We start from the raw sequence: 23,977 nt of genomic DNA on the forward strand, positions 1-23,977 counted from the left end.
TGCCGGTGTCGGACGGACCTGATGCTCTACCGTCGAGATGTGCGGACACCGTCACTGCAGAAGCTGGCGGCCCCGCTGGCGGGGGTCGTCTTGGTGCTGGCCGGATGCGGCGCCGAGGACCACGCACCACCCTCGGCGGCCCGTCCGTGCGCCATCGTCGAGAACGGCGGCCCGGCGCCGAAGACCTCGCAGGCCGCGGGCTCGCAACCCGAGGTGGCCACCGGTTACCGCAAGGACATGGCCGCGGTGCGCACCAGGCACTATGCGGTTGCCACGGCCAATCCGCTGGCCACTCAGAAGGCCTGCGAGGTGCTCAAGGAGGGCGGCACGGCGGCCGACGCGCTGGTCGCAGCTCAGGCCGTGCTGGGCCTGGTGGAGCCGCAGTCGTCCGGGATCGGCGGCGGCGGGTTCCTGCTCTACTACGACGCCGCGGCCCACTCCGTGCAGGCCTACGACGGCAGGGAGACCGCTCCCGCCGCGGCAGGCGAGAACTACCTGCGCTGGATCTCCGACACCGATCGCGCCGAGCCCAAGCCGGATGCCCGGGCATCCGGCCGCTCCATCGGCGTGCCCGGCATCCTGCGCATGCTGATGGATGCTCACCACCAGCACGGCAAGAACGCGTGGCGCGACCTCTTCGCTCCCGCCGTGGCGCTGGCCGACGACGGCTTCGACATCAGCCCCCGGTTGGCCGCTGCCGTCGCCGACGCCGCACCACAGCTGAAGCTCGACAGGGAGGCTGCCGCCTACTTCCTCAATCCCGACGGCAGCCCGAAGGCCGCCGGCACCAAGCTCACCAACCCGGCGTACTCAAAGACGTTGGGCGTCATCGCATCCGACCCGCAATCTTTTTACACCGGCGATATCGCCAATGCCGTCGTCGCGGCGGCCACCGATACGTCGGGCGGCCGCACACCGAGCCTGATGACGACCGAGGATCTGGGCGGCTACACGGCCAAACAGCGCGAGCCGATCTGCATGCCCTATCGCGGCAACGAGATCTGCGGCATGCCGCCACCCTCGTCGGGTGGCATCGCGGTCGCCGCGACACTCGGCATCCTCGAGCACTTTCCGATGGGCGACCACAAACCCACCGATATGGACCGCAACGGCGGCAGACCGACGGCGATGGGTGTGCACCTCATCGCGGAAGCCGAGCGCCTGGCGTACGCCGACCGGGACAAGTACGTCGCCGACACGGATTTTGTGCCGTTGCCAGGTGGAACACCGAACACACTGTTGAACAGTGACTACCTGGCTCAGCGGGCCGCACTCGTCTCCGTGCAGCGCAGCATGGGCACTGCGAAACCCGGCGAGTTCGGGGCGTCGCCGTCGACGCCAGTGCCCGTGCCTGAACACGGCACCAGCCAGGTCAGCGTCGTGGACTCGCAGGGCAACGCCGCTTCTTTGACCACCACCGTCGAGTCGCAGTTCGGCTCGTTCCACATGGTGGACGGTTTCATCCTCAACAATCAACTGACCGACTTCTCCGCCGAACCCGTCGGCCCGGACGGGGTGCCGCTGGCCAACCGGGTTGAGCCGGGCAAGCGGCCGCGAAGCACGATGGCGCCAACTCTGATTTTCGAGAAGTCAGGTGCCGCCCGCGGCCCGCTGTTCGCGACGCTGGGATCCCCTGGCGGTGCGGTCATCATTCAGTTCGTCGTCAAAACTGTCGTCGGAATGCTCGATTGGGGTATGGATCCGCAGCAGGCGGTGGGCATGGTCGACTTCGGGGCGGCCAACTCTCCCAAAACCAATGTCGGCGGCGAGCATCCCGACATCGACAGCACCGACAACGGAGACCACGACCCACTCGTGCAGGGCCTGCGCGAACTCGGCCATCAAGTCGACCTCGCCGACCAGTCCAGCGGGTTGTCGGCGATCGTGCGCGACTCGCCCGGCTGGACCGGCGGGGCGGACCCGCGCCGCGAGGGGCTGGTGATGGGCGACCCTCGTTGACCGCACTGGTCACCCGGCTGACGGAGTCGGACTGGCGGATGTTCGCCGGTGTCCGTCTGCGTGCGCTCACCGATTCACTCGGTGCCGACGACCCGCAGTACCGGCAGGAATCCACGTTCACCGCCGCGCAGTGGCGCAGGCGGCTCCGCGACCATGCGCAGTTCGTCGCGCTGTTGAACGATCGCGCGGTGGGACTGATCGGTGCACAGCAGGAGGATGCCGAAACGGTTTACCTGTATTCACTTTGGCTCGATCCGACCGCCCGGGGGCACGGCCTGGCTCGACCGCTGGTGGCCGCCGCCGTGGAGTGGGCACGCGATCGGCGAGCGCGCCTCGTGACCCTGCGGGTGGCAGTCGACAACACCGTGGCGCGAGGGGTGTACCAGAGCCTCGGCTTCACCGAAGTGGCCGGCGAACGCGCCGACGCCCGCCACGAGGTCGCGATGTCGCTTACGGTGCGGTGAGGTCGGGACGGTAGCGGGCCAGCAAGCCACGCACGTCGTCCATCGCCTCCACGGCACGGTCCTTGTCGACGGCCTGAATCGCCATTACCGGGATGTACTCATCGTCGGGCAGGTCGATGCGAGCCCAGCGCGCGCCGACCGGAAAGCTGACGCCGACAACATCAGCCCACGGAATCAGCCGGTAGCCAAGCAGGTTTCGCACCGCGACGCCCGACGCGCCGGCGCGCAACCGCGGCCGCGCGAACATCAGCACGGCGCCGGCGATGACAACGCCGAGCAGGGCGATTGCCACCTGATCTGCGGTCTGGAAGATGACGCCCGTCGACGAGATCTTCAGTAGCACACCGACGGTCACGTGGGCCCCGACGATCAACGCCGCGGCGCCGTAGGCGAAAAAGGGTGTCAGATAGGGGCGTACGTCGAGATCCCAGCCGTCGCTCATGACCGCTTACGGTCGTCCTCTTTGCTCCTCGCGTGCGCGAGGTCGCGCAGCGTCAGCGCGGTGGATAGCGCGGCGGCAACGGCCTGTGCGCCTTTATCCTCAGTCGAGTCCGGCAGTCCCGCCCTTGCGAGCGCCTGCTGCTCGGTGTTGGTGGTCAGCACGCCGTTGGCGACCGGCGTCGAGGAATCCAGCGACACCCGAGTGAGCCCTTGGGTGACGGCATCGCAGACATAGTCGAAATGCGGTGTCTCACCCCGGATTACCACGCCCAGCGCGACCACGGCGTCATGGTCGGCGGCCAGCGCCTGCGCCACCACAGGGATCTCGATCGCGCCGAGTACCCGCACCACCGTCGGGTCGTCGATGCCCGCGTCGGCGGCCCCCTTGCGAGCTCCGTCGAGCAGCGCATCGCAGATCGTCTGGTGCCACGTGCTGGCCACGATGGCCAGCGTCACGCCTGATGCGTCGAGCTGTGGCAGGTCAGGAACACCGGCCGCAGGACTCACGGTGCCTCATTTGTCGCGGCTCCGCCGCACGCAGCTCCGCCGCTCACAGCGCCTCATTTGTCGCGGCTCCGCCGCTCACAGTGCCCCGCCGAATTCGCCAGGCATCACTTCGTCGTAGTCGTCGAGCCCGGTCAGATCATGGCCCATCCGGTCGCGCTTGGTCATCAGATACCGGATGTTCTCCGCGTTGGCGCGCACCGGCAGCGGTACGCGCTCGATGATGTGCAGGCCGTAACCGTCGAGGCCGACACGCTTGGCGGGGTTGTTGGTGAGCAGCCGCATCGACCGCACACCGAGATCGACGAGGATCTGCGCGCCGATGCCGTAGTCGCGGGCGTCGGCGGGCAGCCCGAGCTTGAGGTTCGCGTCGACGGTGTCGTCGCCCGCGTCCTGGAGTTGGTATGCCTGCAGCTTGTGCATCAGCCCGATGCCACGGCCCTCGTGACCGCGCATGTACAGGACCACGCCGCGACCCTCGCGGGCCACCATGGCCAGTGCGGCGTCCAGCTGCGGTCCGCAGTCGCAGCGCCGGGATCCGAATACGTCGCCGGTCAAGCACTCGGAGTGCACGCGGACCAGGACGTCGTGTCCGTCGCTCTCCGGCCCGGAGATGTCGCCGCGGACCAGGGCAACGTGCTCGACGTCTTCATAGATGCTGGTGTAACCGACCGCGCGGAACTCGCCGTGCCGCGTCGGAATGCGCGCCTCGGCGACTCGCTCGATGTGCTTCTCGTGCTTGCGGCGCCACTCGATGAGGTCGGCGATCGAGATCAGCGCGAGGTTGTGTTCATCGGCGAAGACCCGAAGTTCATCGGTCTGCGCCATCGCACCTTCGTCCTTCTGGCTGACGATTTCGCAAATCGCGCCCGCCGGCTGCAGACCGGCCAACCTGGCGAGGTCGACGGCGGCCTCGGTGTGCCCGGGCCTGCGCAACACCCCACCGTCCTTGGCCCGCAGGGGAACTACATGGCCCGGCCGGGTGAACTCCTCGGCGACGCTGTTCGGATTGGCCAGCAGCCGCATGGTCGTCGCGCGGTCCGACGCCGAAATGCCGGTGCCGACACCCTCTTTCGCGTCGACGGTGACGGTGTAGGCGGTGCCGTGCTTGTCCTGGTTCACCGCGTACATCGGCAACAGGCCGAGCTTGTCGCAGATCGCACCGTCGAGCGGCACGCACAGATAGCCCGAGGTGTAGCGGACCATGAACGCAACGAGTTCGGGGGTCGCTTTCTCGGCGGCGAAGATGAGGTCGCCCTCGTTCTCGCGGTCCTCATCGTCGATGACGACGACGGCCTTACCCTCCGCGATGTCGGCAACCGCCCGATCGACGGAGTCCAAACTCGTCATCTTCGCCACCCTTGCCGGTTCCGGTCGGAACCATCGTCGCCGCCTCCCAGTATGAACCACGACGAAGTGGCGATTATTGCCAGCTGCCTGCTACGCGCCTGTCAGCAGGGGTCGCCGGGAGGGGTGTAATAAGGAACACCCTCGACCGTGTAACAGGGCACCTCGCCGGGCACATAGGGATCTGCCGCCGAGGCGACGGCGACTCCGGTCGCCACGTCACCGGCGACATTCGTGCAGCCACCCACGCCGACGTGGCGACCGTGCGCGCCCGCGCAGATGTCGGCCTGTGCCACCGGCGCGATGGCAATCGGTGCGACCGCCGCCGCGGTGGCCGTCAAAAGCGCTGCTGCCAGCTTCTTCATTGAATGCATCCTTTTGCTAGACCCGGCCCGCAGCTATTATCGCGCACGCCAATTCCGAGCGCTGAGAATTGGCACTTCTCTCAGTCTCTGTCCAGCATCAGCCGTTCAACATACTTCGCGATGACGTCGACCTCGAGGTTGACGGGTGTGCCGACCGCCGCCCGCCCCAGCGTCGTCAGCTGCAGTGTCGTCGGGATCAGCGACACCTCGAACCAGTCGTGCCCCAGGCCCGAGACGGTCAACGACACGCCGTCGACGGTGATCGAGCCCTTCTCCACGACGTAGCGCGATAGTGCGGTCGGCAGGGCTATCCGCACCACCTCCCAGTGCTCCGAAGGTGTGCGCACGATCACATGTCCGGTGCCGTCGACGTGGCCCGACACGATGTGCCCGCCCAGCCTGCTGTTCACCGCGGCGGCCCGTTCGAGGTTCACGTTGCTGCCGACGCCGACGCCGCCGAGGCTCGAGCGGTCCAGCGTCTCCTTCATGACGTCGGCGCTGAATTCGCCGCCTGCCTGCACCTCCACCACCGTCAGACAGACACCGTTGACGGAGATGGAGTCGCCGTGGCGGGCATCCGCGGTGACGACTGGCCCGCGGATCACGAACCGGGCGGCGTCCGCGAGGTCTTCCTTGCCGACGACTTCGCCAAGCTCTTCGACGATTCCGGTGAACACGCCAATCAGGGTACGCAGCGCCACCCTCTACGATGCACTTATGCAGACGCGCCCAAAAAACGCAGTCCGATCCCTTTGGCCAATATTCACCGCACTTTTCGCAGCAATAGTCCTCATTGCGGGATGTTCGTCGTCCTCGGAGAAATCGAATGAATCACTGCCCGATGCCGCCACGTTGCTCAAAGAATCCACCGCCTCGACGCGTGCACTGAAGAGCATTCACCTCGACTTGACGGTCGAAGGTCAGATCAATAATTTCCCGATCAAAACCCTCAGCGGCGATTTGACTCAGTCGCCCGCCGTTGCCGGTCAGGGAAATACCAAGCTGACCTTTCAGGGCAGCGATGTGGACGCGAAGTTCGTCGTCATCGACTCGAATCTCTATGTCGCACTCTCAGGCGACAGCTACATCGACATGGGCCCGGCCGCTGACGTCTACGACATCTCGGCCATCTTGAACCCGGACAAGGGGCTGGCCAACGTGCTCGCCAACTTCAGCGATCCGAAGTCGGAGAGTACCGAGACCGTCAACGGCGTCGAGACAGTGAAGGTGACCGGTCAGGTCAGCGCCGACGCGGTGAACGCGATCGCCCCGCCGATCAAAGCGAGCGGGCCGGTGCCGGGCACCGCCTGGATCGAGAAGGACGGCGACCACAAGCTCGTCCAGGCCAAGCTGGAGCCGTCGGACGGCACCAGCGTCCAGATGACGCTGTCGGATTGGGACAAGCCCGTCACCGTCACCAAACCCGCCGTTTGATGACGGCCGCAGCACCGGTGCATTCCAGCCGGAGCCGCAGAATCGCGATCAGCGCGGGTGCACTCGCTGTGTTGCTCGGCGCGCTTGACACGTACGTCGTGGTCACGATCATCGCCGACATCATGAGAGACGTCGGGATCGCGGTGAACCAGATCCAGCGCGTCACACCGATCGTCACCGGCTACCTGCTCGGCTACATCGCGGCGATGCCCCTGCTGGGCCGGGCGTCGGATCGGTTCGGCCGCAAAATGCTGTTGCAGGTCAGCCTCGCGGGTTTCGCGGTCGGTTCGATCGTCACGGCGTTGTCGACCGACCTGACGATGCTCGTCATCGGGCGCGTCATACAAGGCGCCGCCAGCGGTGCGTTGCTACCGGTGACGCTGGCGCTGGCCGCCGATCTGTGGGCGGCGCGCAACCGAGCCGGCGTGCTCGGCGGGATCGGCGCCGCGCAGGAGCTGGGCAGCGTGCTCGGCCCGATGTACGGCATCACCATGGTTTGGCTGTTCCACCACTGGCAGTCGGTGTTCTGGGTCAATGTGCCGCTGGCGCTGATCGCGATGGCGATGATCCACTTCAGCCTGCCCAAGCGGCGCAAGAGCGAGCACCCGGAGAAAGTCGATGTCACCGGCGGTGTGCTGCTGGCGATCACGCTCGGGCTGATCGTTGTCGGCATGTACAACCCGGCGCCGGACGGCAAGCAGGTGCTGCCGTCCTACGGTCCGCCGCTGCTGATCGGGGCCTTGGTCGCCGGCGTTGCGTTCTTCGTATGGGAGCGCTTCGCCAAGACCCGGCTGATCGAGCCGGCGGGTGTGCACTTCCGGCCCTTCCTTGCCGCTCTCGGCGCGTCTCTGACCGCGGGCGCCGCGCTGATGGTGACGCTCGTCAACGTCGAGCTGTTCGGTCAGGGTGTGCTGGGCCAGGACCAGAACCACGCGGCGTTCCTGCTTCTGCGCTTCCTGATCGCACTGCCCATCGGCGCGCTGCTGGGCGGCTGGATCGCCACCAGGATCGGCGACCGCGCGGTGGCGTGCGTCGGCCTCCTGATCGCCGCAGGCGGCTACTACCTCATCGCCCAGTGGCCGGTCGACCTGTTGTCGGCCCGCCACGACCTCGGCTTCGTCAAGCTTCCTATGCTCGACACCGACCTGGCGATCGCCGGGCTCGGTCTCGGCCTGGTGATCGGCCCACTGACCTCGGCGACCCTGCGAGTCGTGCCGTCCGCCCAGCACGGCATCGCCTCCGCGGCGGTGGTGGTGGCCCGGATGATCGGCATGTTGGTGGGTATCGCGGCGCTCAGCGCATGGGGTCTCTACCGGTTCAACCAAATCCTGCAGTCGTTGCCCGCTACGAAGGCCGACAACCTGGCCGCCAGACTGACCGCGGAAGCGTTGAAGTACAGAACCGCTTTCGCCATGCAGTACGGCGAGATGTTCAGCATCACCGCGATCGTCTGCATCGTCGGCGCGGTGCTGGCGTTGTTCATCTCCGGCCGTTCCGAGCATGCAGAGGAACCGGCGGCCGCCGCACCCGGTGTCGACGCGGCTGATCCCGCCACCGAGATGATCGACGCGCCGACACAGGCAAATGGTGGGCCGCGACGTGTACCGGGATTTCAGAATCCGACGCACACGATTGCGCGGGGTGATTCGGAACAGACGGCGCGGATGCAACGCCGGCCATCTGGACCGCCTGGACCGCCGTCGGACCGGCACCGGCCACCTCGCTAGGGCGTCAGCAGCGCTCGACGCCGGGCCGGATCAACGCAGGCTCGGCGGTGACGTCCTCGGCATCCTCGGCGTTAACGCCGCGTAGTGCGCAGATGAACGCCTTGACATGGGTTCTGGGATCCTGCGGGCGAATTTTGAGCCAGTCCTGCACTGCAGTCATGCTCGTTTCCTTCGTTCGTGCTCACCATGCGCAGCTCGTCGGTGAAGGCGCGATGTACCAGGCCTGATGCCCGGCTCTGAGGTAAGTCTACCGGCCCTACCCGACAAATCCGGCGCTACGACAAGGGGTATTTCACAGTCGTTTTCGTCACAACTGTTCACATCCGGCAAACGCCGCCACGAACCATGGCACCGCGAGCGTTGCCGCACCGACGGCGGAGTGATCCGTCATGTGTCGGCTGAGACCGCTGAACCCGACGCACCCCAACCTGGCCCGCGAACGCGCGGGCCTCGGTAACGTCGCTTACATGTTGCTCGCTGCGCTGCGCGACATGCAGTGGCGAAAACGGCGTTTCGTCATCGCGATCCTGTCCACCGCCATCATCTTCGGGATGACGCTCGTACTGACCGGGTTGGCGAACGGCTTCCGGGCCGAGGCACTGCGGACCGTCGACGCGCTCGGCGTCGATACCTTCTTGGTGAAGGACGGCGCGTCGGGGCCCTTCGTCGGGGCGACGCCGTTCGCACCGGTCGATCTGCCCCGGATCGCCTCCTCGCCTGGGGTCCAGGCGGCGGCGCCTCTCGTCTACGCGGGTGGCACGGTCACACTCGGCGATTCCACCCGCAACGCCGACCTGTTCGGCGCGCCGGAACGCGGGCCGGGCATGCCAGTGGTGTCGGAAGGCAGACCGCCCGCCAACCCCAATGAGGTGGCGGTGTCGAGCACGCTCGAGCGCAACGAGGGCGAGGACATCCAGATCGCTTCGCGCAGGCTGCGCATCGTCGGCATCGTGGAGAACTCGACGGCGCTGGCCAACCTGCCCAACATCTTCCTCACCACGGAGGGCGCCCAGCAGCTGGTGTACGGCGGGCAACCGTTGGTCGCATCGATCGGGCTTCGGGGCTCGCTCGAACAGGTGCCCCCGGGTTACCAGGCCATCGACCGCGACGGTGCGGTCGCCGATCTGCTTCGCCCGCTGAAGGTGGCCGTCAACTCCATCACGATCGTGGCGATCCTGCTGTGGGTCGTCGCCGCGCTGATCGTCGGATCGGTGATCTACCTTTCCGCGCTGGAGCGTCTGCGAGACTTTGCGGTATACAAGGCAATTGGTGTCCCGACGGGTGCGATCGCCGGCGGACTCGCCCTGCAGGCGATCGTGGTGGCGCTGTCGGCCGTCGTCGTCGGAGTCGTGCTTGCGGCGCTGCTCGGGCCGATCTTCCCGATGCAGGTGATCGTCCCGGCCTACGCCTACATCATCCTGCCCGTCATCGCGGTCATCTTCGGCTTGATCGCCAGCGGTGCCGGACTGCATCGCGCGGTATCGGTCGATCCGGCCATGGCGTTCGGAAGTCCATAGGCCATGGGCGATCTGAGCATTCAGGACCTGGTCGTCGAGTACTCCAGCGGTGGTTACGCTGTGCGCCCGCTGGACGGGTTCAACCTCGACGTGGCCGCGGGGTCGCTGGTGATTCTGCTGGGCCCCAGCGGATGTGGGAAGACCACGCTGCTGTCATGTCTCGGCGGGATTCTTAAACCGGCGGCCGGCGCCATCAAGTTCGGCGAGGTCGACGTCACCTCGCTCGACGCGAAGGGACTGTCGAAGTACCGGCGCGAGACAGTGGGCATCGTGTTCCAGGCGTTCAACCTCGTGCCCAGCCTCACCGCGCTGGAGAACGTTATGGTGCCGCTGCGGTCGGCGGGCATGTCGCGGCACGCCGCGCGCGAGAAGGCCGAACAGCTGCTGACCCGCGTCGGCCTCGAGGACCGGATGACCCACCGGCCGAGCGATCTCAGCGGCGGTCAGCAGCAGCGTGTCGCGGTCGCGCGGGCCATCGCGTTGGACCCGCCGTTGATCGTCGCCGACGAGCCGACCGCGCACCTCGACTTCATCCAGGTCGAGGAGGTGCTACGGCTGATTCGCGAGCTCGCGTCGGGAGACCGGATGGTGGTGGTGGCGACCCACGACAGCCGGATCCTCCCGCTGGCCGATCGCGTCGTGGAGCTCGTCCCCGAGTTCGCCGAATCGGACCGGCCGCCGTCGACGGTGCACCTCGATGCGGGCGATGTGCTGTTCGAGGAAGGCACCATGGGCGAGTGCATCTACGTGGTGTCCGAGGGCGAAGTCGAGATCGTGCGCGAATTGGCCGGCGGCGGCGAGGAATTGCTGTGGGTCGCCGGAAGGGGTGACTACTTCGGCGAGCTCGCGCCCCTGTTCCACATGCCGCGTTCGGCGACGGCACGGGCACGCAGCGACGCGGCGGTCGTCGGGTACACCGTGGCGGCTTTCCGGGAACGCCTCGGCGCAGGCGGGATCCGCGACCTGATCGAACACCGGCCGCTCAACATCGACGAGCAGGCTACTGCGGAACCAGACTGAGCAGGACGTCGGGGCCGATGGGCTCGATGCCATCGAACCGCCAGCGCTGCGCGTGAGCGATGGACAACACGCCGACGTCATCGATCGCGGTTATCGGGCCGCCCAACAGAATTGGCGCGACATAGGCCAGTATCCGATCGATCACACCTGCCCGTAGGAACGCCCCCGCCAGCGTCGGCCCACCTTCGATGAGGACGTCCGTACGATCCGACAACGCCTTGATCACCTCGTGCGGATCCCTGGTCCGGATCACCATTGTGCGGGTGTCGTCGTTGAGCACGTTGGCCTCCGAAGAGATCTCGCGCTCCCCCACCACGACACGCAACGGCTGTCGGTCGGCGAGGTTGCCGTCGGGCAGCCTCGCGGTCAGCTTCGGGTCGTCGATGAAAACCGTCCCGGTGCCGACGAGGATCGCGTCGCAGGCGGCGCGGCGGCGATGTACGTCGGCGCGCGCGGCTTCGCTGGTGATCCACTGGCTGCTGCCGTCGGCCGCCGCGCTGCGACCGTCGATGCTGGTGGCGAATTTCCACGTGACATGCGGAACTCCGGTGCGCTGCTTGTGCAACCACTCGCGCAGCGGGCCGCCGGCGACGACGTCGGCGAGCACGCCGCCAATGACGTGCACGCCCGATTCGGAGAGCCGGGTCGCACCTCCCGCCGCAACCGCATTGGGATCGCTGACGGCGTACACAACCGTCGAAATCCCTGCGGCGACAAGAGCATCTACGCACGGCGGCGTGCGGCCGTGGTGGTTGCAGGGTTCCAGTGTGACCACGGCCGTGCCGCCCGCGGCGCGCACGCCCGCCCGCCGCAGCGCCACCACTTCGGCGTGCGGTCCGCCGGTCGGCTCCGTCGCTCCGATGCCCGCGACCTCACCGTCGGAATCCAGAATGACCGCGCCGACAGGCGGATTGGGGTAGGTGCCGCCCTTGACCACCTCGGCCTGATCTACGGCCAGACGCATCGCGGCCTCGAAACTCATAGCCGGAGATGTTTTGAGGCGGTGGCCGCCCGCCTGCGCAGCGCCTCGACGGCGGCGGCCGGATCGTCGGCGCTGTACACGGCCGACCCGGCGACGAAGCAGTCCACGCCCGCCTCGGCGGCCTCCTCGATGGTGTCCGCGTTGATGCCACCGTCGATCTCGACGAGGATCGTCAGCTCGCCCGCATCCACCAGCCTGCGGGCGATGGCCACCTTCGGCAGCACCTCCGGGATGAACTTCTGACCGCCGAAGCCCGGCTCGACGGACATGATCAGCAGGGTGTCGAATTCAGGCAGGATTTCCAAATACGGCTCTAATGGGGTGCCAGGCTTGACCGACAGACCCGCCTTGGCGCCCGCGGCGCGGATGTCGCGCGCGACGCCGACGGGGTTGTCGGTGGCCTCGGCGTGGAAGGTGACGTTGTAGGCGCCCGCCTCGGCGTACGGCGGCGCCCACCGCTGCGGGTTGTCTATCATCAGATGGCAGTCGATCGGGATGTCGGTAGTCGGCAACAGTGCCTCCACCACGGGCAGACCGATGGTGAGGTTCGGCACGAAGTGGTTGTCCATCACGTCGACGTGCACCCAGTCGGCCCCCCTCACCGCCGCGAGCTCTTCGGCCAGTCGGGAGAAGTCGGCGGCCAGGATCGACGGCGCAATCAGAGGTCTTTTGCGCTCCTCGCGTGCGCGGTGTCGTGACATGCGCTCACCCTACTTTCCGACTTGGAGCGCTGCGGAAAACATCGCGTCGGTGCCGTGTCGGTGCGGCCACAACTGCACGTACGGCCCGTCGCCGATATCGTCTACTCCCTCGAACAGCGGCCGGGTGTCGAGCGCCGTCACCGGATGGCGGCGCAGTGCGTCGGCCACCACCCCGACCGTCTCGGACAGATGGGGTGAACAGGTTGCATACAACACCACACCGCCGGGCCGGGTCAGCTTGATCGCCGACGCCAGCAGTTCCCTCTGCAGCCGTGCCAGCGCGGGCACGTCTGCGGGCTGGCGGCGCCACCGCGCCTCGGGTCGTCGGCGCAGTGCGCCCAGTCCGGTGCACGGCGCATCCACCAGCACCCGGTCGAATCCCGGCTCCAGGCCGGAGTCGCGACCGTCGACGCGCACCACGTCGACGTCTAGCCCGCGGGTGTTCTCCTCGACGAAGCGGGCTCGCCGCAAGTTCGGCTCGATCGCGGTGACACGGGCACCGGTCTGCGCGCTCGAGACGGTTGTGCTCCTCTCCTGCGCAATCGCCGCCAGCAGCGCGGTCTTGCCGCCGGGCCCCGCACACAGGTCGAGCCAACGACCGCCGTCGTCGTCGACCGGCGCGAGCGTCAGCGCCCTTGCCACCAGCTGGCTGCCCTCATCCTGAACCAGCGCCGCGGCGTCACGGACAGCGTCGAGTCGACCGGGGTCGCCGCCGGCGAGATAGACGGCATACGGCGAGTAACGGCCGACCGTTCCGTCCGCGACCGATGCGAGTTCGTCCGCGGTCAGCACACCCGGGCGGGCGGCGAGATGAACCAGCGGACGGGCGTCGTCGGCTTCCAGCAGGGCCTTCAGCTCGCCGGCCCTGGCGCCGAGCGCATCGGCGAACGCCTGCCCGATCCACCGCGGATGGGCGTGCACGAACGAGAGGTGACCGACGGGGTCGGACCCCGCGGGTGGGGCGAGTTCGTCAATCCAGAACTGCGGCTCCCGCCCGGCGATCGTGCGCAGCACGCCGTTGACGAAACCTGCTCGCGATGAGTCGAATTCGATCCCCGCCTGCTCGACCGTGGTGGACACTGCGGCGTGTGGCTCGACACGAGTGCGGAGCAGTTGATAGGCCCCCAGCCGGAGCAGGTCCAGCAGCACCGGATCGATGCGGTCCGGCGGGCGTCCGGCGGCTTCGGCTATGACAGCGTCGAGCAAGCCACGCGTGCGGCACGCCCCGTAGGCCAGTTCGGTCGCGAAGGCGGCATCACGACCCGTGATACCGCGTTCGTTCAGCAGCGCGGGCAGCACGAGGTTGGCGTAGGCGTCGCGCTCCGACACCGCCCGCAGGACGTCGAACGCCGCGCGGCGGGCGGGGTCGAGCGGCTTGCGACGCGGCCTTCGCGGTTTGGTCATGACGCCGACGCGGAGTCGTCGAGCCGGGCGCCGCGCGCCCACGCGGCCGCATCCATCGGCTTCTTGCCCGGCGGCTGGACGCTGCCGAGCAGCACCGGTTGCGACGCCGTTCCCACCCGGACGCGATTGCGCTCCACGCGAATCGCGCCGGGCGCCAACGGGTCCGCTTCGTCGACAGTCACGGGGCCGAGCTTTAGCCGCAGTTCGCCGATCACGGTCCATGCACCGGGGTTCGGAGTGGACGCGCGGATCCGCCGCTCGACGACATGGGCGGGCAGGTCCCAGCGCACGCGGGCGTCGTCGACCGTCACTTTCGGTGCCATGGTGACACCGTCGGACGGCTGCGGTACCGGAGTCAACGACCCGTCGGCGATTCCGTCCAGCGTCGTCGCCAGCAGCGCGGCACCCGAACCCGACAGCCGGCCAAGCAGATCGCCCGCGGTGTCGGTGGGGCGGATGGTTTCGGTGACGACGCCGTACACGGGCCCCGAGTCGAGCGCAGGTTCGATCTGGAACGTGGTCGCGCCGCTGACGGTGTCGCCTGCCGCTATCGCCGCCTGCACCGGTGCGGCGCCACGCCACGCAGGCAGGAGAGAGAAGTGCAGGTTGATCCAGCCGTGGTCAGGCACCGCCAGCAGACCCTCGCGGAGCAACGCCCCATACGCCACGACCGCGCATGCCTCGGGCGCCAACTCGGCCAGTTGCGAAACGAATTCGTCGGAATTGGGCCGTTCGGGCCGCAGCACCGGGATGCCGTGCTCGAGCGCGAGCTGCGCGACGGGCGAGGGCGCCGGTTTGCCGCGCCGACCGGAGGCGGCATCCGGCCGTGTGAGCACCGCGACCACGTCATGGCGCGCGGACTCGATGAGCCGGATCAGTGACGGCAGGGCGGGCTCGGGTGTGCCTGCGAAGACGATCCGCATGGCTACCGCGGGATCTTGTAGTACTCGCGTTCGGACACGCCGCTCAGCGGCGCGACGAACATCCACGGCATGGTGCGCAGTAGCCGGTTCAGCGTGGCGGCCGAGTCGTTGTAGTAACCGCGGGCGAACGCCAACTTGCTCTCGGTGTCGGCGAGATTGTCCTGCAGGCTTGAGAAGTTGTTCGACGAGGTGAGCTGCGGGTAGCTCTGGCCGAGCGCGAGCACCGGCGCCACCGCGGAGTCGAAATCCTGCTCGGCGGAGCTGCGCTGGGCGACGGACTTGCCCGTCGTCGCCGTCGTCAACGCGGCCCTGGCATCGGTGACGTGGTCGAGGATGTCCTTCTCGTGGGCGGCAAACGTCTGCACTATGTGCACCAGGCTCGGGATCAGCGCCGCACGGCGGGTCAACTCCACATCGATTCCGGAGAGCGCCTCGGCGACCCGGACATCGGCGCTGCGAATCTTGTTGTAGCCCATTACGAAACCGACAAGCACAAGAACCGCCAGCACCAGCGCGACGATCAGCAGCAGCCTTACCACGATCCGCCTCCCCCTCCTCCTCCGCCGCCGCCGCCACCGCCGCCGCTGCTACCGCCACCGCTGCTACCGCTGCTACCGCCACTGCTACCGCCGGATGACGACGACGACTGCGATGCGGTATAGGCGCCGATCGACGATGACAACGCCGAGTCGAAGCTGTCGAAGTTCGCACCACCGGAGCCCCCGCTGAAACCCCAGCCCTCTGACGTCGATGATGAGGACGACGAGTTGTACCAATCCGGCTGCGGCGCGGCCGTACCCGTCGTCATCTCGTACTTCTTCGCCCACAGTGCCGCCGCACCCGCCGCGACGGCGAACGGCACATAGGCGGTATAGAGCTCCTTGCGGGCCGAGAAGTCGAAGCGTGCCTCGGCCGAATCGGTGACCAGCATCCGATGAAATCCCCCTGCCTGCGACCACAGTTCGCGACCAGCCGCGGTGCGACGGGTACCTACGCCGCCGATCCACGACCGGACGGTGACCAAGAAGAATGCGGCGAACGGCAGACCCAGCGCGGTGATCGGAATACCGAACCACAGGAAGAAGCAGCACACCGCCACCGGAATCGCGATCACATTGGCCGCGCGCACCCACAGCTCTTTCCTGTGCTTGACCATCAGGCCGCCGTCGAAGGCCCACTGCACCACGGCCTTGGCGATATCGTTCTTGGCCTTGTTGAGCTTCTGACCGGACTTGATGGACTTCTTCGCCTCGAACACTTCCCCTGCCACGTTCACCCGCAGCGCGTTCCCTACCGTGCGGCTGACGGGATCGAGCCGCTCCCAGTCGCTCTTGTCGGCCAGGCCTTTGATTCGCCAGTGCTCGTCGTTGATCTGTCTCAGGTCGACCAGCTTGCGCTCGGCGAGGTAGAACAGCGTCGCGGCGAGGGCGTTCTTCGGGACGGCTTCGGTGCGGATGTATTCGGTCTGTACCGGTCCGAGTCCAGCCGGCGGCGAGTACTGCAGCGGGAAGCCGGGCGGCGGTTCGACCGTGGTGCGATACCACAGGAAGCCGCCGAGCGCGAAGGCCACCGTCAGGCTCAGCACCCAGGCCATATCGCCCAACGACGTACCGATGATCCGGTCCCATGTGTACGGCCACAGGAGTTCCTCACGCGGTGGGGTCGGCACGTCGACGCCTGCCCGCAACGTGACCGGAGTCCGGGAGCCGAGGTAATCGGTCGAAAGCGCAACCTTGTTGCCGGTGATGGTGAGGGCGCTGCAGGGTGAACCGACGCCGTAGCCGACCGAACACTGCGCGCCGGTGACAGCGCTGGGCAGTGTCACCGAGATGTCGACATGCTGCATCCGGTTGTTCCACGAACCAGCGACGACGTTCCAGAAGAACACCGACTGCGCCGCCGCGTCGGCCCCGGCGGACTCGGCGAACCGTTTGTCGCTGCCGGTATCACCGGGATCCAGCACACCCGGCACCGTGTAGCGGATCTCGAACACGTGTGATCCGAAACTGAGGAACTCGTCGGGATCGCCGATCTTGGCCACCCGGAACCGCTTGCCGTCCATCCAGGACATGCGGTACGGCGCGGGAGCGCCGTCGACCTTCACCGACGTGACATCGGGAGTCTGCCGGACGTACGGGTGGTTCTGGTTGGAGGTGTCCCACCACTGGAACAGGCCGTGGCGCCCGCTCGGGAACTCGGCCGTGATGGTCTCCACCGCGTCGAGGCTGCCGTCTGCGGTGACATGGAAGTCGGCGTTGAAATTGCTGAACACCACCGGGTCGTCGGCGGGCAACTCGTCCTGGCCACCCTTGAGCACCAGCGGCCAGAGCAACCCAAACATGATGAGCAGCAACGAAATCGACCACACGATTATCCGCCGCATGTCACCTCCCGAAGAGCCCCGGTGCCGAAGTCTCGCATTACCCTATGTGCAACGGGTCGATTTGCACCCGAACCGGCTGCTGATCGTGCCGCGCGCTGAGCACCCCGGTGGCCCGCCGCAGCGCCGCCGCCAGCGAAAGACCGTCGGCTCGCGGCACCCGCACCAGCATCCGGTTGACCGGGCTGGTTGCGGGAACGCCGGGCGGTCTGCGGGCCCCGGGCGGCAGGTCCACGGGCCCGAGAAGCTCCGCGGACGCCGGCAGTTCAGCGGTGTCGAGCAGCGCCGCCACCGCCTCCGGCGCGCCGTCCGTTGCCGCCATGTGCACACCGGGTAGCAGCCCGACCTCGTCGCGGGCGTCCAGTTCGGCTTCGGCATGTCCGACCGGATCCCAGCGGATCAGTGCCTGCACAGTCGGCACCGCCGAGTCGGCGACCACCGCGACCACGCCGCCGTCGCTGCGGCTGCGGACCAGGGTGGATGCGGCCATCCAGCGGCGCAGCGTGTCCTCGGCCGCACGCAGATCCTGGCGCCCCAGCAGCGCCCATGCGTCGAGGAGCAGCGCGGCGCCGTAGCCGCCGGCCGCCACGGGTTCGGCGCCCGGGGTGGCGACGACGAGCGCTGGATCGCCGGCCACCGTTGTGACGATGGTGTCGCCGCCGGAGGTGACGACGGTGGTGCCGGGGAACGCCCGGCCCAGTTCCTCGGCGGTGCGCCGGGCGCCGACGACGATGGCGCGGACGGCGTCGGACCCGCATCGGGCACAGCGCAACGAGGGTTCCTCGCGGCCGCACCACCGGCACACCGCGCCTGAGGCGTTCCGATCGGGCAGCGACAGCGGGCCTGTGCAGTGTCTACAGCGGGCGATGGTGCGGCAGCGGCCGCAGGCCAGCGCCGGGACGTAACCCCTGCGTGGCACCTGGACGAGAACGGGATGGCCGGCGTCGAGCGCCGTGCGTGTCGCGTGCAGCGCCATCGAGGGCAGCCGCGCGCTGTGTGCGGCGGGGTCACGCTCATGGGCGTATCCGCTGTCCTCGAGGGCGATCACCCGCGGTGCCCGCGACCTCACCACGGGCCTTGGCGCCACCAGGTCGTGCGCCCATCGGCTGCGCACCATGGCCTGGGCCTCGGCGGTGCGCGAGAATCCGCCGATCATTGCGGCACAACGCAATTGATGGGCGCGAAGCATGCCCACCTCGCGGGCGTGCGGATAGGGCGCGCGTGGCTCGGACAAACTGTCGTCGCCGTCGTCCCACACCAGCACCAGCCCGAGATCGGCGACTGGGGCGAATACGGCGCTGCGGGTTCCGATGACCAGCCGCGCCGAACCGCGCAGCACCGACAGCCAGCGCCGGTACCGCTGTGCGGGGCCGAGCCCCGCCGAAAGCGCCACCACCCGGCTTTCGTCGACGAGCCGGACACAGGCGTCGTACAGTGCGTCGACATCCCGTTGGTCGGGAACGATCGCCAGCACTCCGCGGCCGGCTTGCACCGAGACCGCTGCGATCTCGGCCAACCGGTCGGCCCAGCGTTCGCCCGGCAGAGCCTGCCAGACCGCTCTGGCGGCACGGCCGTCGCGAAGTGCCTCGACAAACTGCTCGCCCCGGCCGTATTCGGCCCATCCAGCGGTGTCGACGGATGCGACGGTGGCCGGTGTGGGTTCGCCGGGCACTTCCTTTTCGACATTGGCGTGCCGCGGCGGAATCGCCAGCCGTAGCACGTCGGCGCGGGTGCCGGCGTAGCGCGCGGCGACGGCATCGACCAGCCTGCGCACATCGGGGGTCAGCACGCGCTCTGCCGAGACCACCCGGTCCAGCCAGCCCAGCTTACCGACATGATCTGTCTCCGAACGCCTTTCGAGGATGAACGCGTCGACCAGCCGGCCGTGGAAGCGCACCCGAACGCGGACACCGGGCTGCGCATCGTCGGATTGTTCGGCGGCGACGAGGTAGTCGAAGTCGCGATCCAGGTGCGGCACCGTCAGCATCGGCAGCACCCGGGCGATCGGCTCGTGCTCCGCCGCGGTCTTGCTCACACCTATCGTTTAGCAGACAGATCGGACGTCCGGCCGAAAAAGAAGCCGGCGGTGATCAGCGTCAGCGAAGTGGCGTATGCCCACCAGATCGGCATCGCGAGCGCCTCGGACCCCAGCACGAACTTGTTGATGCCGATCATGGCGTCCGACACCGCGAAGCACACCGCCCCCAGCGCCGTCCACGGCGTCGGCAGCCGTGCCAGCAGGGCAGCGCACACCATCGCGCCGAGTACCGCGATGTAGGCCGTCACCGGAATCGCCATGCCTTCGGCGATCAGCTTGGGCCAGAACCAGACGAGCAGGGCGACGCACGCCACCACCACCACAGCCGCCGCCGATCTCGGCGCCGACGCGGAGCACAGCGGGAGCAGCGCGGCCAGGAAGCACAGATGGGCGACGAGGAACGCGGCGAGCCCCAACACGAACGACGGCTGCCACCACGGCATCGCCAGCAGGAAGTCGCCCGCGGCCGACCCCGCCAGTGCGACGACGAGCCAGCGTCGCTCCCTGATTACCGGGTGAGTGACCGCAGCCGCAGCCAGCAGGACCGCCGGGGTGGCCTTGACCGCCGGCTGCAACCAGAACTGGCCGGTGAGCTCGGCGCCCGACGGCAGTCTCAGCGCGGTGGCGCCCAGGTATATCCCGTAGCAGGCCGCGACCAGCACCGCCGCCAGCCACAGTCCCCGGGTGCGCCGGTGCGGGTTCGTTACCGAGGAGAAGCCGGCCATTCCGGCATCGGTGGACGCCATTCTGCTGAAGGTACACAGACCTCCGACTATTCACATTGGCCAGGGCGTTCCACTGTCAATGAGTACGCAGAGTTCCGTCGACGTCGTGCACGCCTTCTGGGACGAGGTCTGGAATGCTCACGACCCCGCCGCCGCGGACCGGTTCGTCACCGAGGACTTCGTCATCGTCACCGGCGGCGAGACCATCTCGGGACGAAAGAATTTCACGAAGTGGATCGAACGATTCCTGGCACAGGTGACCGACCTGCACCTCGAAGTCACCGAGTCGTTTCAGAACGCCGACGGTAGCCGTGTGATGTCACGCTGGCTGCTGACCGGGAAGAACAACGGGCTGTTCGGCACCGAACCCGACCAACAGGACATCGCCATGACGGGCACCGCCGTGTGGGCGGTGCGTGGGGACGGCAAGCTGCTGACGAACTGGGTCGAGCGGGCCGCGTGGGAGCAGTTCCAGCGGCTTAAGCTCGAGGCATCCGCGTAACGGAAGGGCCGGCGGACGAGAGGAGTTCGCCGGGGATGAAGACAGCGCCCGATCACGACATCCTCATCGTCGGTGCCGGATTCTCCGGAATCGGTACTGCGATCCTGCTCGACACGGCGGGCATGAGTGACTTTTCGCTGATCGAGGCGGCCGACGGCTCCGGTGGGACGTGGCACTGGAACACCTATCCCGGTGTCGCGGTTGATATTCCGTCGTTTTCCTACCAGTTCTCCTTCGAGCAGAGCCCTGACTGGACACGCACCTACGCATCCGGCCGCGAGCTGAAAGCCTATGCGAAGCACTGTGTCGATAAGTACGGCCTGCGATCGCGGATCCGGTTCAACACCAAGGTGGCAGGCGCCGGGTTCGACCACGACACCGACTTGTGGCGCATCGAGACCGACTCCGGTGAGCGCGTCACGGCCCGGTACCTGATCAACGCGGGTGGCGTGCTGACCACTCCGAAGCCGCCCGACATCGAAGGCGTCGACTCGTTCGCGGGCGAAACCATGCACACCGCCCGCTGGGACCACGGTCAGGACCTCGCCGGCAAGCGCGTGGGGATCATCGGCACCGGCGCCTCCGCCGTTCAGGTGATCCCCGAGATCGCGCCGATCGTCAGACACCTCACCGTCTTTCAGCGCACGCCGATATGGTGCTTCCCGAAAGCGGACGTCCCGCTGTCGCCCACCGCTCGGCGCGCGATGCGCCTGCCCGGCGGCAGGGCCGTGCAGCGGCTGCTCAGCCAGGCCTACGTCGAGCTGACGTTTCCTCTTGCCGCGCAGTACTTCACGGTCAACCCGATGGCCAAACGTGCGCCGGAGTTGGGCAAGGCGTATCTGCGCAAGGAGGTCAAGGACCCCGTCGTGCGCGACAAGCTGACGCCGCGCTACGCGGTGGGCTGCAAGCGGCCCGGCTTCCACAACACCTACCTGTCGACGTTCAACCGCGACAACGTCAGCCTCGTCACCGAACCGATCGACAAGATCACCGGCTCCGGTGTCGCCACCGCCGACGGCAAATCGCACGACGTCGACGTGCTGATCCTGGCAACGGGCTTCAGGATGATGGATCCCGACGACATCCTCACCTATCCGGTGACCGGGCCGGACGGGCGGACGCTGAGTCGGTTCTGGGAGGACCACCGATTGCAGGCGTACGAGGGGGTCAGCGTCCCCGGCTTCCCGAATTTCTTTACCGTGTTCGGCCCCTACGGCTACGTCGGCTCGTCGTAACTTCGCGCTCATCGAGTCGCAGAGCCATCACATCGTGCGGTGCCTCCAGCACGCGCAGCGCGGCGGCGCCACCCGCGTCGAGGTGAAGCAGGAGGCCAACGACCGCTACTTCGACGAGATGATGCGCAAACGCCACCGGCAGATCTTCTGGCAGGACAGCTGCTCGCTGGCCACAGCTATTACTTCGACAAGAACGGCGATGTGCCGCTACGGCCTGCGACAACCATGCAGGCGTACTGGCGCAGCCGCCGCTACCCGCTCGACGACTACCGGTTCAGCGCTTAGCTGGCAGACGGAGCTTGTCGCGTCCGACTCCTCAACGCGGCTCGTCCCTCCCCGCTTGATCGTCGTCAGACGGAAGCCTTCAGCTCATCGACCTTGTTCAGCTGCTCCCACGGCAGCTCTACGTCGGTGCGGCCGAAGTGCCCGTAGGCGGCGGTCTGCGCGTAGATCGGCCGCAGCAGGTCCAGATCGCGAACGATCGCGCCGGGCCGCAGATCGAACACCGACGTGATGGCCTTCTCGATCCGGGCCGGGTCGACGGTCTCGGTGCCGAACGTCTCGACGAACAGCCCGACCGGGGCCGCTTTGCCGATGGCATAGGCCACCTGGACCTCGATTCGCTCCGCCAGGCCTGCTGCGACCACGTTCTTTGCCACCCAGCGCATCGCGTACGCCGCGGACCGGTCCACCTTGGACGGATCCTTGCCGGAGAACGCGCCGCCGCCATGGCGGGCCCACCCGCCGTAGGTGTCCACGATGATCTTGCGGCCGGTCAGCCCCGCGTCGCCCATCGGGCCGCCGAGCACGAATTTGCCGGTCGGGTTGACCAGCAGGCGATAGTCCGAGGTGTCCAGCGTGTCGTGTGCGAGGTCGTTGAGGACGGTGTTGACGACCTTCTCGCGGATATCCGGGGTGAGCGTCGCTTCGAGGTCGATGCCGTCGGCGTGCTGGGTGGACAGCACGACGGTGTCCAGCCGGACCGGGGTGTGTCCGTCGTAGGCAACGGTGACCTGGGTCTTGCCGTCGGGACGCAGGTAATCCAGCACACCGCTCTTGCGTACCTCGGTGAGCCTGCGCGCGAGCCGGTGCGCCAGCGCGATCGGCAGCGGCATGTACTCGGGGGTGTCCTTGATTGCGTAGCCGAACATCAGGCCCTGGTCGCCGGCGCCCTGGAGATCGTAGTCGTCTTCCTGGCGGCCTTCGCGGGCTTCCAGCGAGTTGAACACGCCGCCGGCGATGTCGTTGGACTGCTGCCCGATGGAGACGGATACGCCGCAGCGGGCGCCGTCGAATCCGTTGGCGGACGAGTCGTAGCCGATTCCCAGGATGGTCTCGCGGACGATCTGCGGGATCTCAACGTAAGCGTCCGTGGTGACCTCGCCGGCCACGTGGACCAGGCCTGTGGTGGCCATGGTCTCGACGGCGACGCGGGACTCGGGGTCCGCGGCCAGCAGGGCATCGAGGATGGCGTCGCTGATCTGGTCGCAGATCTTGTCCGGGTGGCCTTCAGTCACGGACTCCGAGGTGAAGAGCCGGAGGGCGGAGGGCGTGGCCCCGTGGGTGTGGGGAATGTGCAGCGGTAAAGTCACTCAACTACCTTACTGGTTGGGAATCGGACGTCCGGCAGCGTGTGTCCCCGTGCTAAGGAAACCCTCGCGTGGCCTGCCGTCAGGCGCGGGGCGAAACGTGGTTCAGCTCATAGCCGATCCGGTTAATGACGGCGGCCGAGACTTCGGTCTTGGTTCCGGATGCCTCTTGGGGTTCGGAGCCGGAGCGCGACAGGATGACGACGGCGTTGGTGTCCTGGCCGAAGACCTTGTCCGTGCCCACATGGTTGACCACCAGCAGGTCGCAGCCCTTGCGCCTGAGCTTGGCTTCGGCGTAGGCCAGCACGTCGCCTTCGCCGTCACCGGTCTCCGCGGCAAAACCGACAATGAGCTGGCTGCGGCGGAGCTGGTTTTCGGCGGCATCCCGCAGTTCCACCAGTTCATGCAGGATGTCCGGATTCCGGACCAGGGAGATGACGGGGTCGGCGGCGTCGTCGCGCTTCTTGATTTTTGTGCCGGAAATCTCAGCGGGACGGAAGTCGGCCACGGCCGCGGCCATAATGACGACGTCGGAATCGGCGGCCGCCGCCAGCGCGGCTTCCCGCAACTGCAGGGCAGTCTCCACCGCCACGACCTCGACACCGGCCGGCGGGGGCACTTCCATGTGCGCGGCCAGGAGCCGGACGGTGGCTCCCGCGTTGCGGGCGGCAACGGCCAGGGCGACGCCCTGCTTGCCGGATGAGCGGTTGCCCAGGAACC

At 67.6% G+C, this 23,977-nt stretch carries 23 protein-coding genes and 1 pseudogene; 8 read left to right on the forward strand and 16 right to left on the reverse strand.

The genetic code is table 11. The features are described from left to right. Positions 1–21 precede the first annotated feature (21 nt). Both QOC76_RS09715 and QOC76_RS09720 read left to right on the forward strand, forming a co-directional pair. Complete coding sequence (locus tag QOC76_RS09715) at positions 22–1,959, forward strand: gamma-glutamyltransferase family protein (protein WP_526356618.1); 1,938 nt, start codon at positions 22–24, stop codon at positions 1,957–1,959. A 38-nt stretch (positions 1,960–1,997) separates the two neighbouring features. Continuing rightward, complete coding sequence (locus QOC76_RS09720) at positions 1,998–2,423, forward strand: GNAT family N-acetyltransferase (protein ID WP_526356637.1); 426 nt, start codon at positions 1,998–2,000, stop codon at positions 2,421–2,423. Here QOC76_RS09720 and QOC76_RS09725 read toward each other — a convergent pair. From QOC76_RS09725 to QOC76_RS09745, 5 genes are all read right to left on the reverse strand, one after another. Then, the gene (locus QOC76_RS09725) at positions 2,410–2,865 is read right to left on the reverse strand and encodes a PH domain-containing protein (protein WP_526356619.1); all 456 of its coding nucleotides are present in this window, start codon (positions 2,863–2,865) and stop codon (positions 2,410–2,412) included. The genes QOC76_RS09720 and QOC76_RS09725 overlap by 14 nt on opposite strands. Further along, positions 2,862–3,371, reverse strand: coding sequence for a 6,7-dimethyl-8-ribityllumazine synthase (ribH, locus tag QOC76_RS09730; RefSeq protein ID WP_526356620.1), 510 nt, complete (start codon positions 3,369–3,371; stop codon positions 2,862–2,864). Before ribH ends, QOC76_RS09725 begins: the two co-directional genes overlap by 4 nt. Before the next feature lie 75 nt (positions 3,372–3,446). Then, the gene (locus QOC76_RS09735; RefSeq protein ID WP_526356621.1) at positions 3,447–4,718 is read right to left on the reverse strand and encodes a bifunctional 3,4-dihydroxy-2-butanone-4-phosphate synthase/GTP cyclohydrolase II; all 1,272 of its coding nucleotides are present in this window, start codon (positions 4,716–4,718) and stop codon (positions 3,447–3,449) included. A 101-nt stretch (positions 4,719–4,819) separates the two neighbouring features. Beyond that, a complete protein-coding gene (locus QOC76_RS09740) occupies positions 4,820–5,080 on the reverse strand; it encodes a hypothetical protein (protein WP_526356622.1) in 261 nt (86 codons plus the stop codon). Positions 5,081–5,160: 80 nt separating this feature from the next. Next, positions 5,161–5,757 (reverse strand): riboflavin synthase, encoded by a 597-nt coding sequence (locus QOC76_RS09745; protein ID WP_526356623.1) that lies wholly within the window; start codon positions 5,755–5,757, stop codon positions 5,161–5,163. 40 nt (positions 5,758–5,797) lie between these two features. On the opposite strand from QOC76_RS09745, the gene QOC76_RS09750 reads away from it, so the two are divergent. Next, positions 5,798–6,514 carry an LppX_LprAFG lipoprotein gene (locus QOC76_RS09750; protein WP_526356638.1) on the forward strand — a complete coding sequence of 239 codons (717 nt, stop codon included), beginning with the start codon at positions 5,798–5,800 and terminating at the stop codon, positions 6,512–6,514. Beyond that, positions 6,514–8,241: an MFS transporter gene (locus QOC76_RS09755; RefSeq protein ID WP_526356624.1), complete on the forward strand. Its 1,728-nt coding sequence runs from the start codon at positions 6,514–6,516 to the stop codon at positions 8,239–8,241. Before QOC76_RS09750 ends, QOC76_RS09755 begins: the two co-directional genes overlap by 1 nt. Positions 8,242–8,245: 4 nt before the next feature. On the opposite strand, the gene QOC76_RS09760 is transcribed toward QOC76_RS09755, so the two are convergent. Next, positions 8,246–8,401, reverse strand: a complete 156-nt coding sequence (locus QOC76_RS09760; RefSeq protein ID WP_526356625.1) for a hypothetical protein — start codon at positions 8,399–8,401, stop codon at positions 8,246–8,248. 307 nt (positions 8,402–8,708) lie between these two features. On the opposite strand from QOC76_RS09760, the gene QOC76_RS09765 reads away from it, so the two are divergent. Beyond that, complete coding sequence (locus QOC76_RS09765; RefSeq protein WP_526356639.1) at positions 8,709–9,758, forward strand: ABC transporter permease; 1,050 nt, start codon at positions 8,709–8,711, stop codon at positions 9,756–9,758. Positions 9,759–9,761: 3 nt separating this feature from the next. Further along, complete coding sequence (locus QOC76_RS09770) at positions 9,762–10,778, forward strand: ABC transporter ATP-binding protein (protein WP_526356626.1); 1,017 nt, start codon at positions 9,762–9,764, stop codon at positions 10,776–10,778. On the opposite strand, the gene ribD is transcribed toward QOC76_RS09770, so the two are convergent. The 8 genes from ribD to QOC76_RS09810 are packed head-to-tail and all read right to left on the reverse strand — an operon-like array spanning position 10,759 to position 19,952. Then, positions 10,759–11,760, reverse strand: coding sequence for a bifunctional diaminohydroxyphosphoribosylaminopyrimidine deaminase/5-amino-6-(5-phosphoribosylamino)uracil reductase RibD (ribD, locus tag QOC76_RS09775; RefSeq protein WP_526356627.1), 1,002 nt, complete (start codon positions 11,758–11,760; stop codon positions 10,759–10,761). The genes QOC76_RS09770 and ribD overlap by 20 nt on opposite strands. Next, positions 11,757–12,461: a ribulose-phosphate 3-epimerase gene (rpe, locus tag QOC76_RS09780; protein ID WP_526356628.1), complete on the reverse strand. Its 705-nt coding sequence runs from the start codon at positions 12,459–12,461 to the stop codon at positions 11,757–11,759. Before rpe ends, ribD begins: the two co-directional genes overlap by 4 nt. 9 nt (positions 12,462–12,470) lie before the next feature. Beyond that, on the reverse strand, positions 12,471–13,865 hold the full coding sequence (locus QOC76_RS09785) for a transcription antitermination factor NusB (RefSeq protein WP_526356629.1): 1,395 nt from the start codon (positions 13,863–13,865) through the stop codon (positions 12,471–12,473). Beyond that, the gene (fmt, locus tag QOC76_RS09790; protein ID WP_526356630.1) at positions 13,862–14,788 is read right to left on the reverse strand and encodes a methionyl-tRNA formyltransferase; all 927 of its coding nucleotides are present in this window, start codon (positions 14,786–14,788) and stop codon (positions 13,862–13,864) included. The genes QOC76_RS09785 and fmt overlap by 4 nt, the downstream gene beginning before the upstream one ends. A 2-nt stretch (positions 14,789–14,790) precedes the next feature. Further along, complete coding sequence (locus tag QOC76_RS09795; RefSeq protein ID WP_526356631.1) at positions 14,791–15,327, reverse strand: LemA family protein; 537 nt, start codon at positions 15,325–15,327, stop codon at positions 14,791–14,793. Continuing rightward, positions 15,321–17,171: a DUF2207 family protein gene (locus tag QOC76_RS09800; RefSeq protein WP_526356632.1), complete on the reverse strand. Its 1,851-nt coding sequence runs from the start codon at positions 17,169–17,171 to the stop codon at positions 15,321–15,323. Before QOC76_RS09800 ends, QOC76_RS09795 begins: the two co-directional genes overlap by 7 nt. Before the next feature lie 37 nt (positions 17,172–17,208). After that, a complete protein-coding gene (locus QOC76_RS09805) occupies positions 17,209–19,155 on the reverse strand; it encodes a primosomal protein N' (RefSeq protein WP_526356640.1) in 1,947 nt (648 codons plus the stop codon). A gap of 50 nt (positions 19,156–19,205) precedes the next feature. Then, positions 19,206–19,952, reverse strand: a complete 747-nt coding sequence (locus QOC76_RS09810) for a lysoplasmalogenase family protein (RefSeq protein ID WP_526356633.1) — start codon at positions 19,950–19,952, stop codon at positions 19,206–19,208. A gap of 58 nt (positions 19,953–20,010) precedes the next feature. On the opposite strand from QOC76_RS09810, the gene QOC76_RS09815 reads away from it, so the two are divergent. Next, complete coding sequence (locus QOC76_RS09815) at positions 20,011–20,433, forward strand: ester cyclase (protein WP_526356634.1); 423 nt, start codon at positions 20,011–20,013, stop codon at positions 20,431–20,433. Between the two features lie 35 nt (positions 20,434–20,468). Further along, positions 20,469–21,953: pseudogene (locus QOC76_RS09820) on the forward strand (flavin-containing monooxygenase). 65 nt (positions 21,954–22,018) lie between these two features. Here QOC76_RS09820 and metK read toward each other — a convergent pair. Both metK and QOC76_RS09830 read right to left on the reverse strand, forming a co-directional pair. Further along, complete coding sequence (gene metK / locus QOC76_RS09825) at positions 22,019–23,242, reverse strand: methionine adenosyltransferase (protein WP_526356641.1); 1,224 nt, start codon at positions 23,240–23,242, stop codon at positions 22,019–22,021. A 97-nt stretch (positions 23,243–23,339) separates the two neighbouring features. After that, a partial coding sequence (locus QOC76_RS09830) for a phosphopantothenoylcysteine decarboxylase domain-containing protein (RefSeq protein ID WP_526356635.1) occupies positions 23,340–23,977 on the reverse strand: 638 nt, incomplete at its 5' end.

It is taken from the genome of Mycobacterium sp. (assembly GCF_032159565.1).
Taxonomy (GTDB): Bacteria; Actinomycetota; Actinomycetes; order Mycobacteriales; family Mycobacteriaceae; genus Mycobacterium.

Excerpts from the sequence above, each read along its gene's own strand:
- QOC76_RS09715 (WP_526356618.1), top strand. The coding sequence starts at position 22 with ATGCTCTACCGTCGAGATGTGCGGACACCGTCACTGCAGAAGCTGGCG.
- QOC76_RS09720 (WP_526356637.1), top strand. The coding sequence starts at position 1,998 with ATGTTCGCCGGTGTCCGTCTGCGTGCGCTCACCGATTCACTCGGTGCC.
- QOC76_RS09725 (WP_526356619.1), bottom strand. The coding sequence starts at position 2,865 with ATGAGCGACGGCTGGGATCTCGACGTACGCCCCTATCTGACACCCTTT.
- QOC76_RS09735 (WP_526356621.1), bottom strand. The coding sequence starts at position 4,718 with ATGACGAGTTTGGACTCCGTCGATCGGGCGGTTGCCGACATCGCGGAG.
- QOC76_RS09740 (WP_526356622.1), bottom strand. The coding sequence starts at position 5,080 with ATGAAGAAGCTGGCAGCAGCGCTTTTGACGGCCACCGCGGCGGCGGTC.
- QOC76_RS09750 (WP_526356638.1), top strand. The coding sequence starts at position 5,798 with ATGCAGACGCGCCCAAAAAACGCAGTCCGATCCCTTTGGCCAATATTC.
- QOC76_RS09755 (WP_526356624.1), top strand. The coding sequence starts at position 6,514 with ATGACGGCCGCAGCACCGGTGCATTCCAGCCGGAGCCGCAGAATCGCG.
- QOC76_RS09760 (WP_526356625.1), bottom strand. The coding sequence starts at position 8,401 with ATGACTGCAGTGCAGGACTGGCTCAAAATTCGCCCGCAGGATCCCAGA.
- QOC76_RS09765 (WP_526356639.1), top strand. The coding sequence starts at position 8,709 with ATGTTGCTCGCTGCGCTGCGCGACATGCAGTGGCGAAAACGGCGTTTC.
- QOC76_RS09770 (WP_526356626.1), top strand. The coding sequence starts at position 9,762 with ATGGGCGATCTGAGCATTCAGGACCTGGTCGTCGAGTACTCCAGCGGT.
- ribD (WP_526356627.1), bottom strand. The coding sequence starts at position 11,760 with ATGAGTTTCGAGGCCGCGATGCGTCTGGCCGTAGATCAGGCCGAGGTG.
- rpe (WP_526356628.1), bottom strand. The coding sequence starts at position 12,461 with ATGTCACGACACCGCGCACGCGAGGAGCGCAAAAGACCTCTGATTGCG.
- QOC76_RS09785 (WP_526356629.1), bottom strand. The coding sequence starts at position 13,865 with ATGACCAAACCGCGAAGGCCGCGTCGCAAGCCGCTCGACCCCGCCCGC.
- fmt (WP_526356630.1), bottom strand. The coding sequence starts at position 14,788 with ATGCGGATCGTCTTCGCAGGCACACCCGAGCCCGCCCTGCCGTCACTG.
- QOC76_RS09800 (WP_526356632.1), bottom strand. The coding sequence starts at position 17,171 with ATGCGGCGGATAATCGTGTGGTCGATTTCGTTGCTGCTCATCATGTTT.
- QOC76_RS09805 (WP_526356640.1), bottom strand. The coding sequence starts at position 19,155 with ATGCTGACGGTGCCGCACCTGGATCGCGACTTCGACTACCTCGTCGCC.
- QOC76_RS09810 (WP_526356633.1), bottom strand. The coding sequence starts at position 19,952 with ATGGCGTCCACCGATGCCGGAATGGCCGGCTTCTCCTCGGTAACGAAC.
- QOC76_RS09815 (WP_526356634.1), top strand. The coding sequence starts at position 20,011 with ATGAGTACGCAGAGTTCCGTCGACGTCGTGCACGCCTTCTGGGACGAG.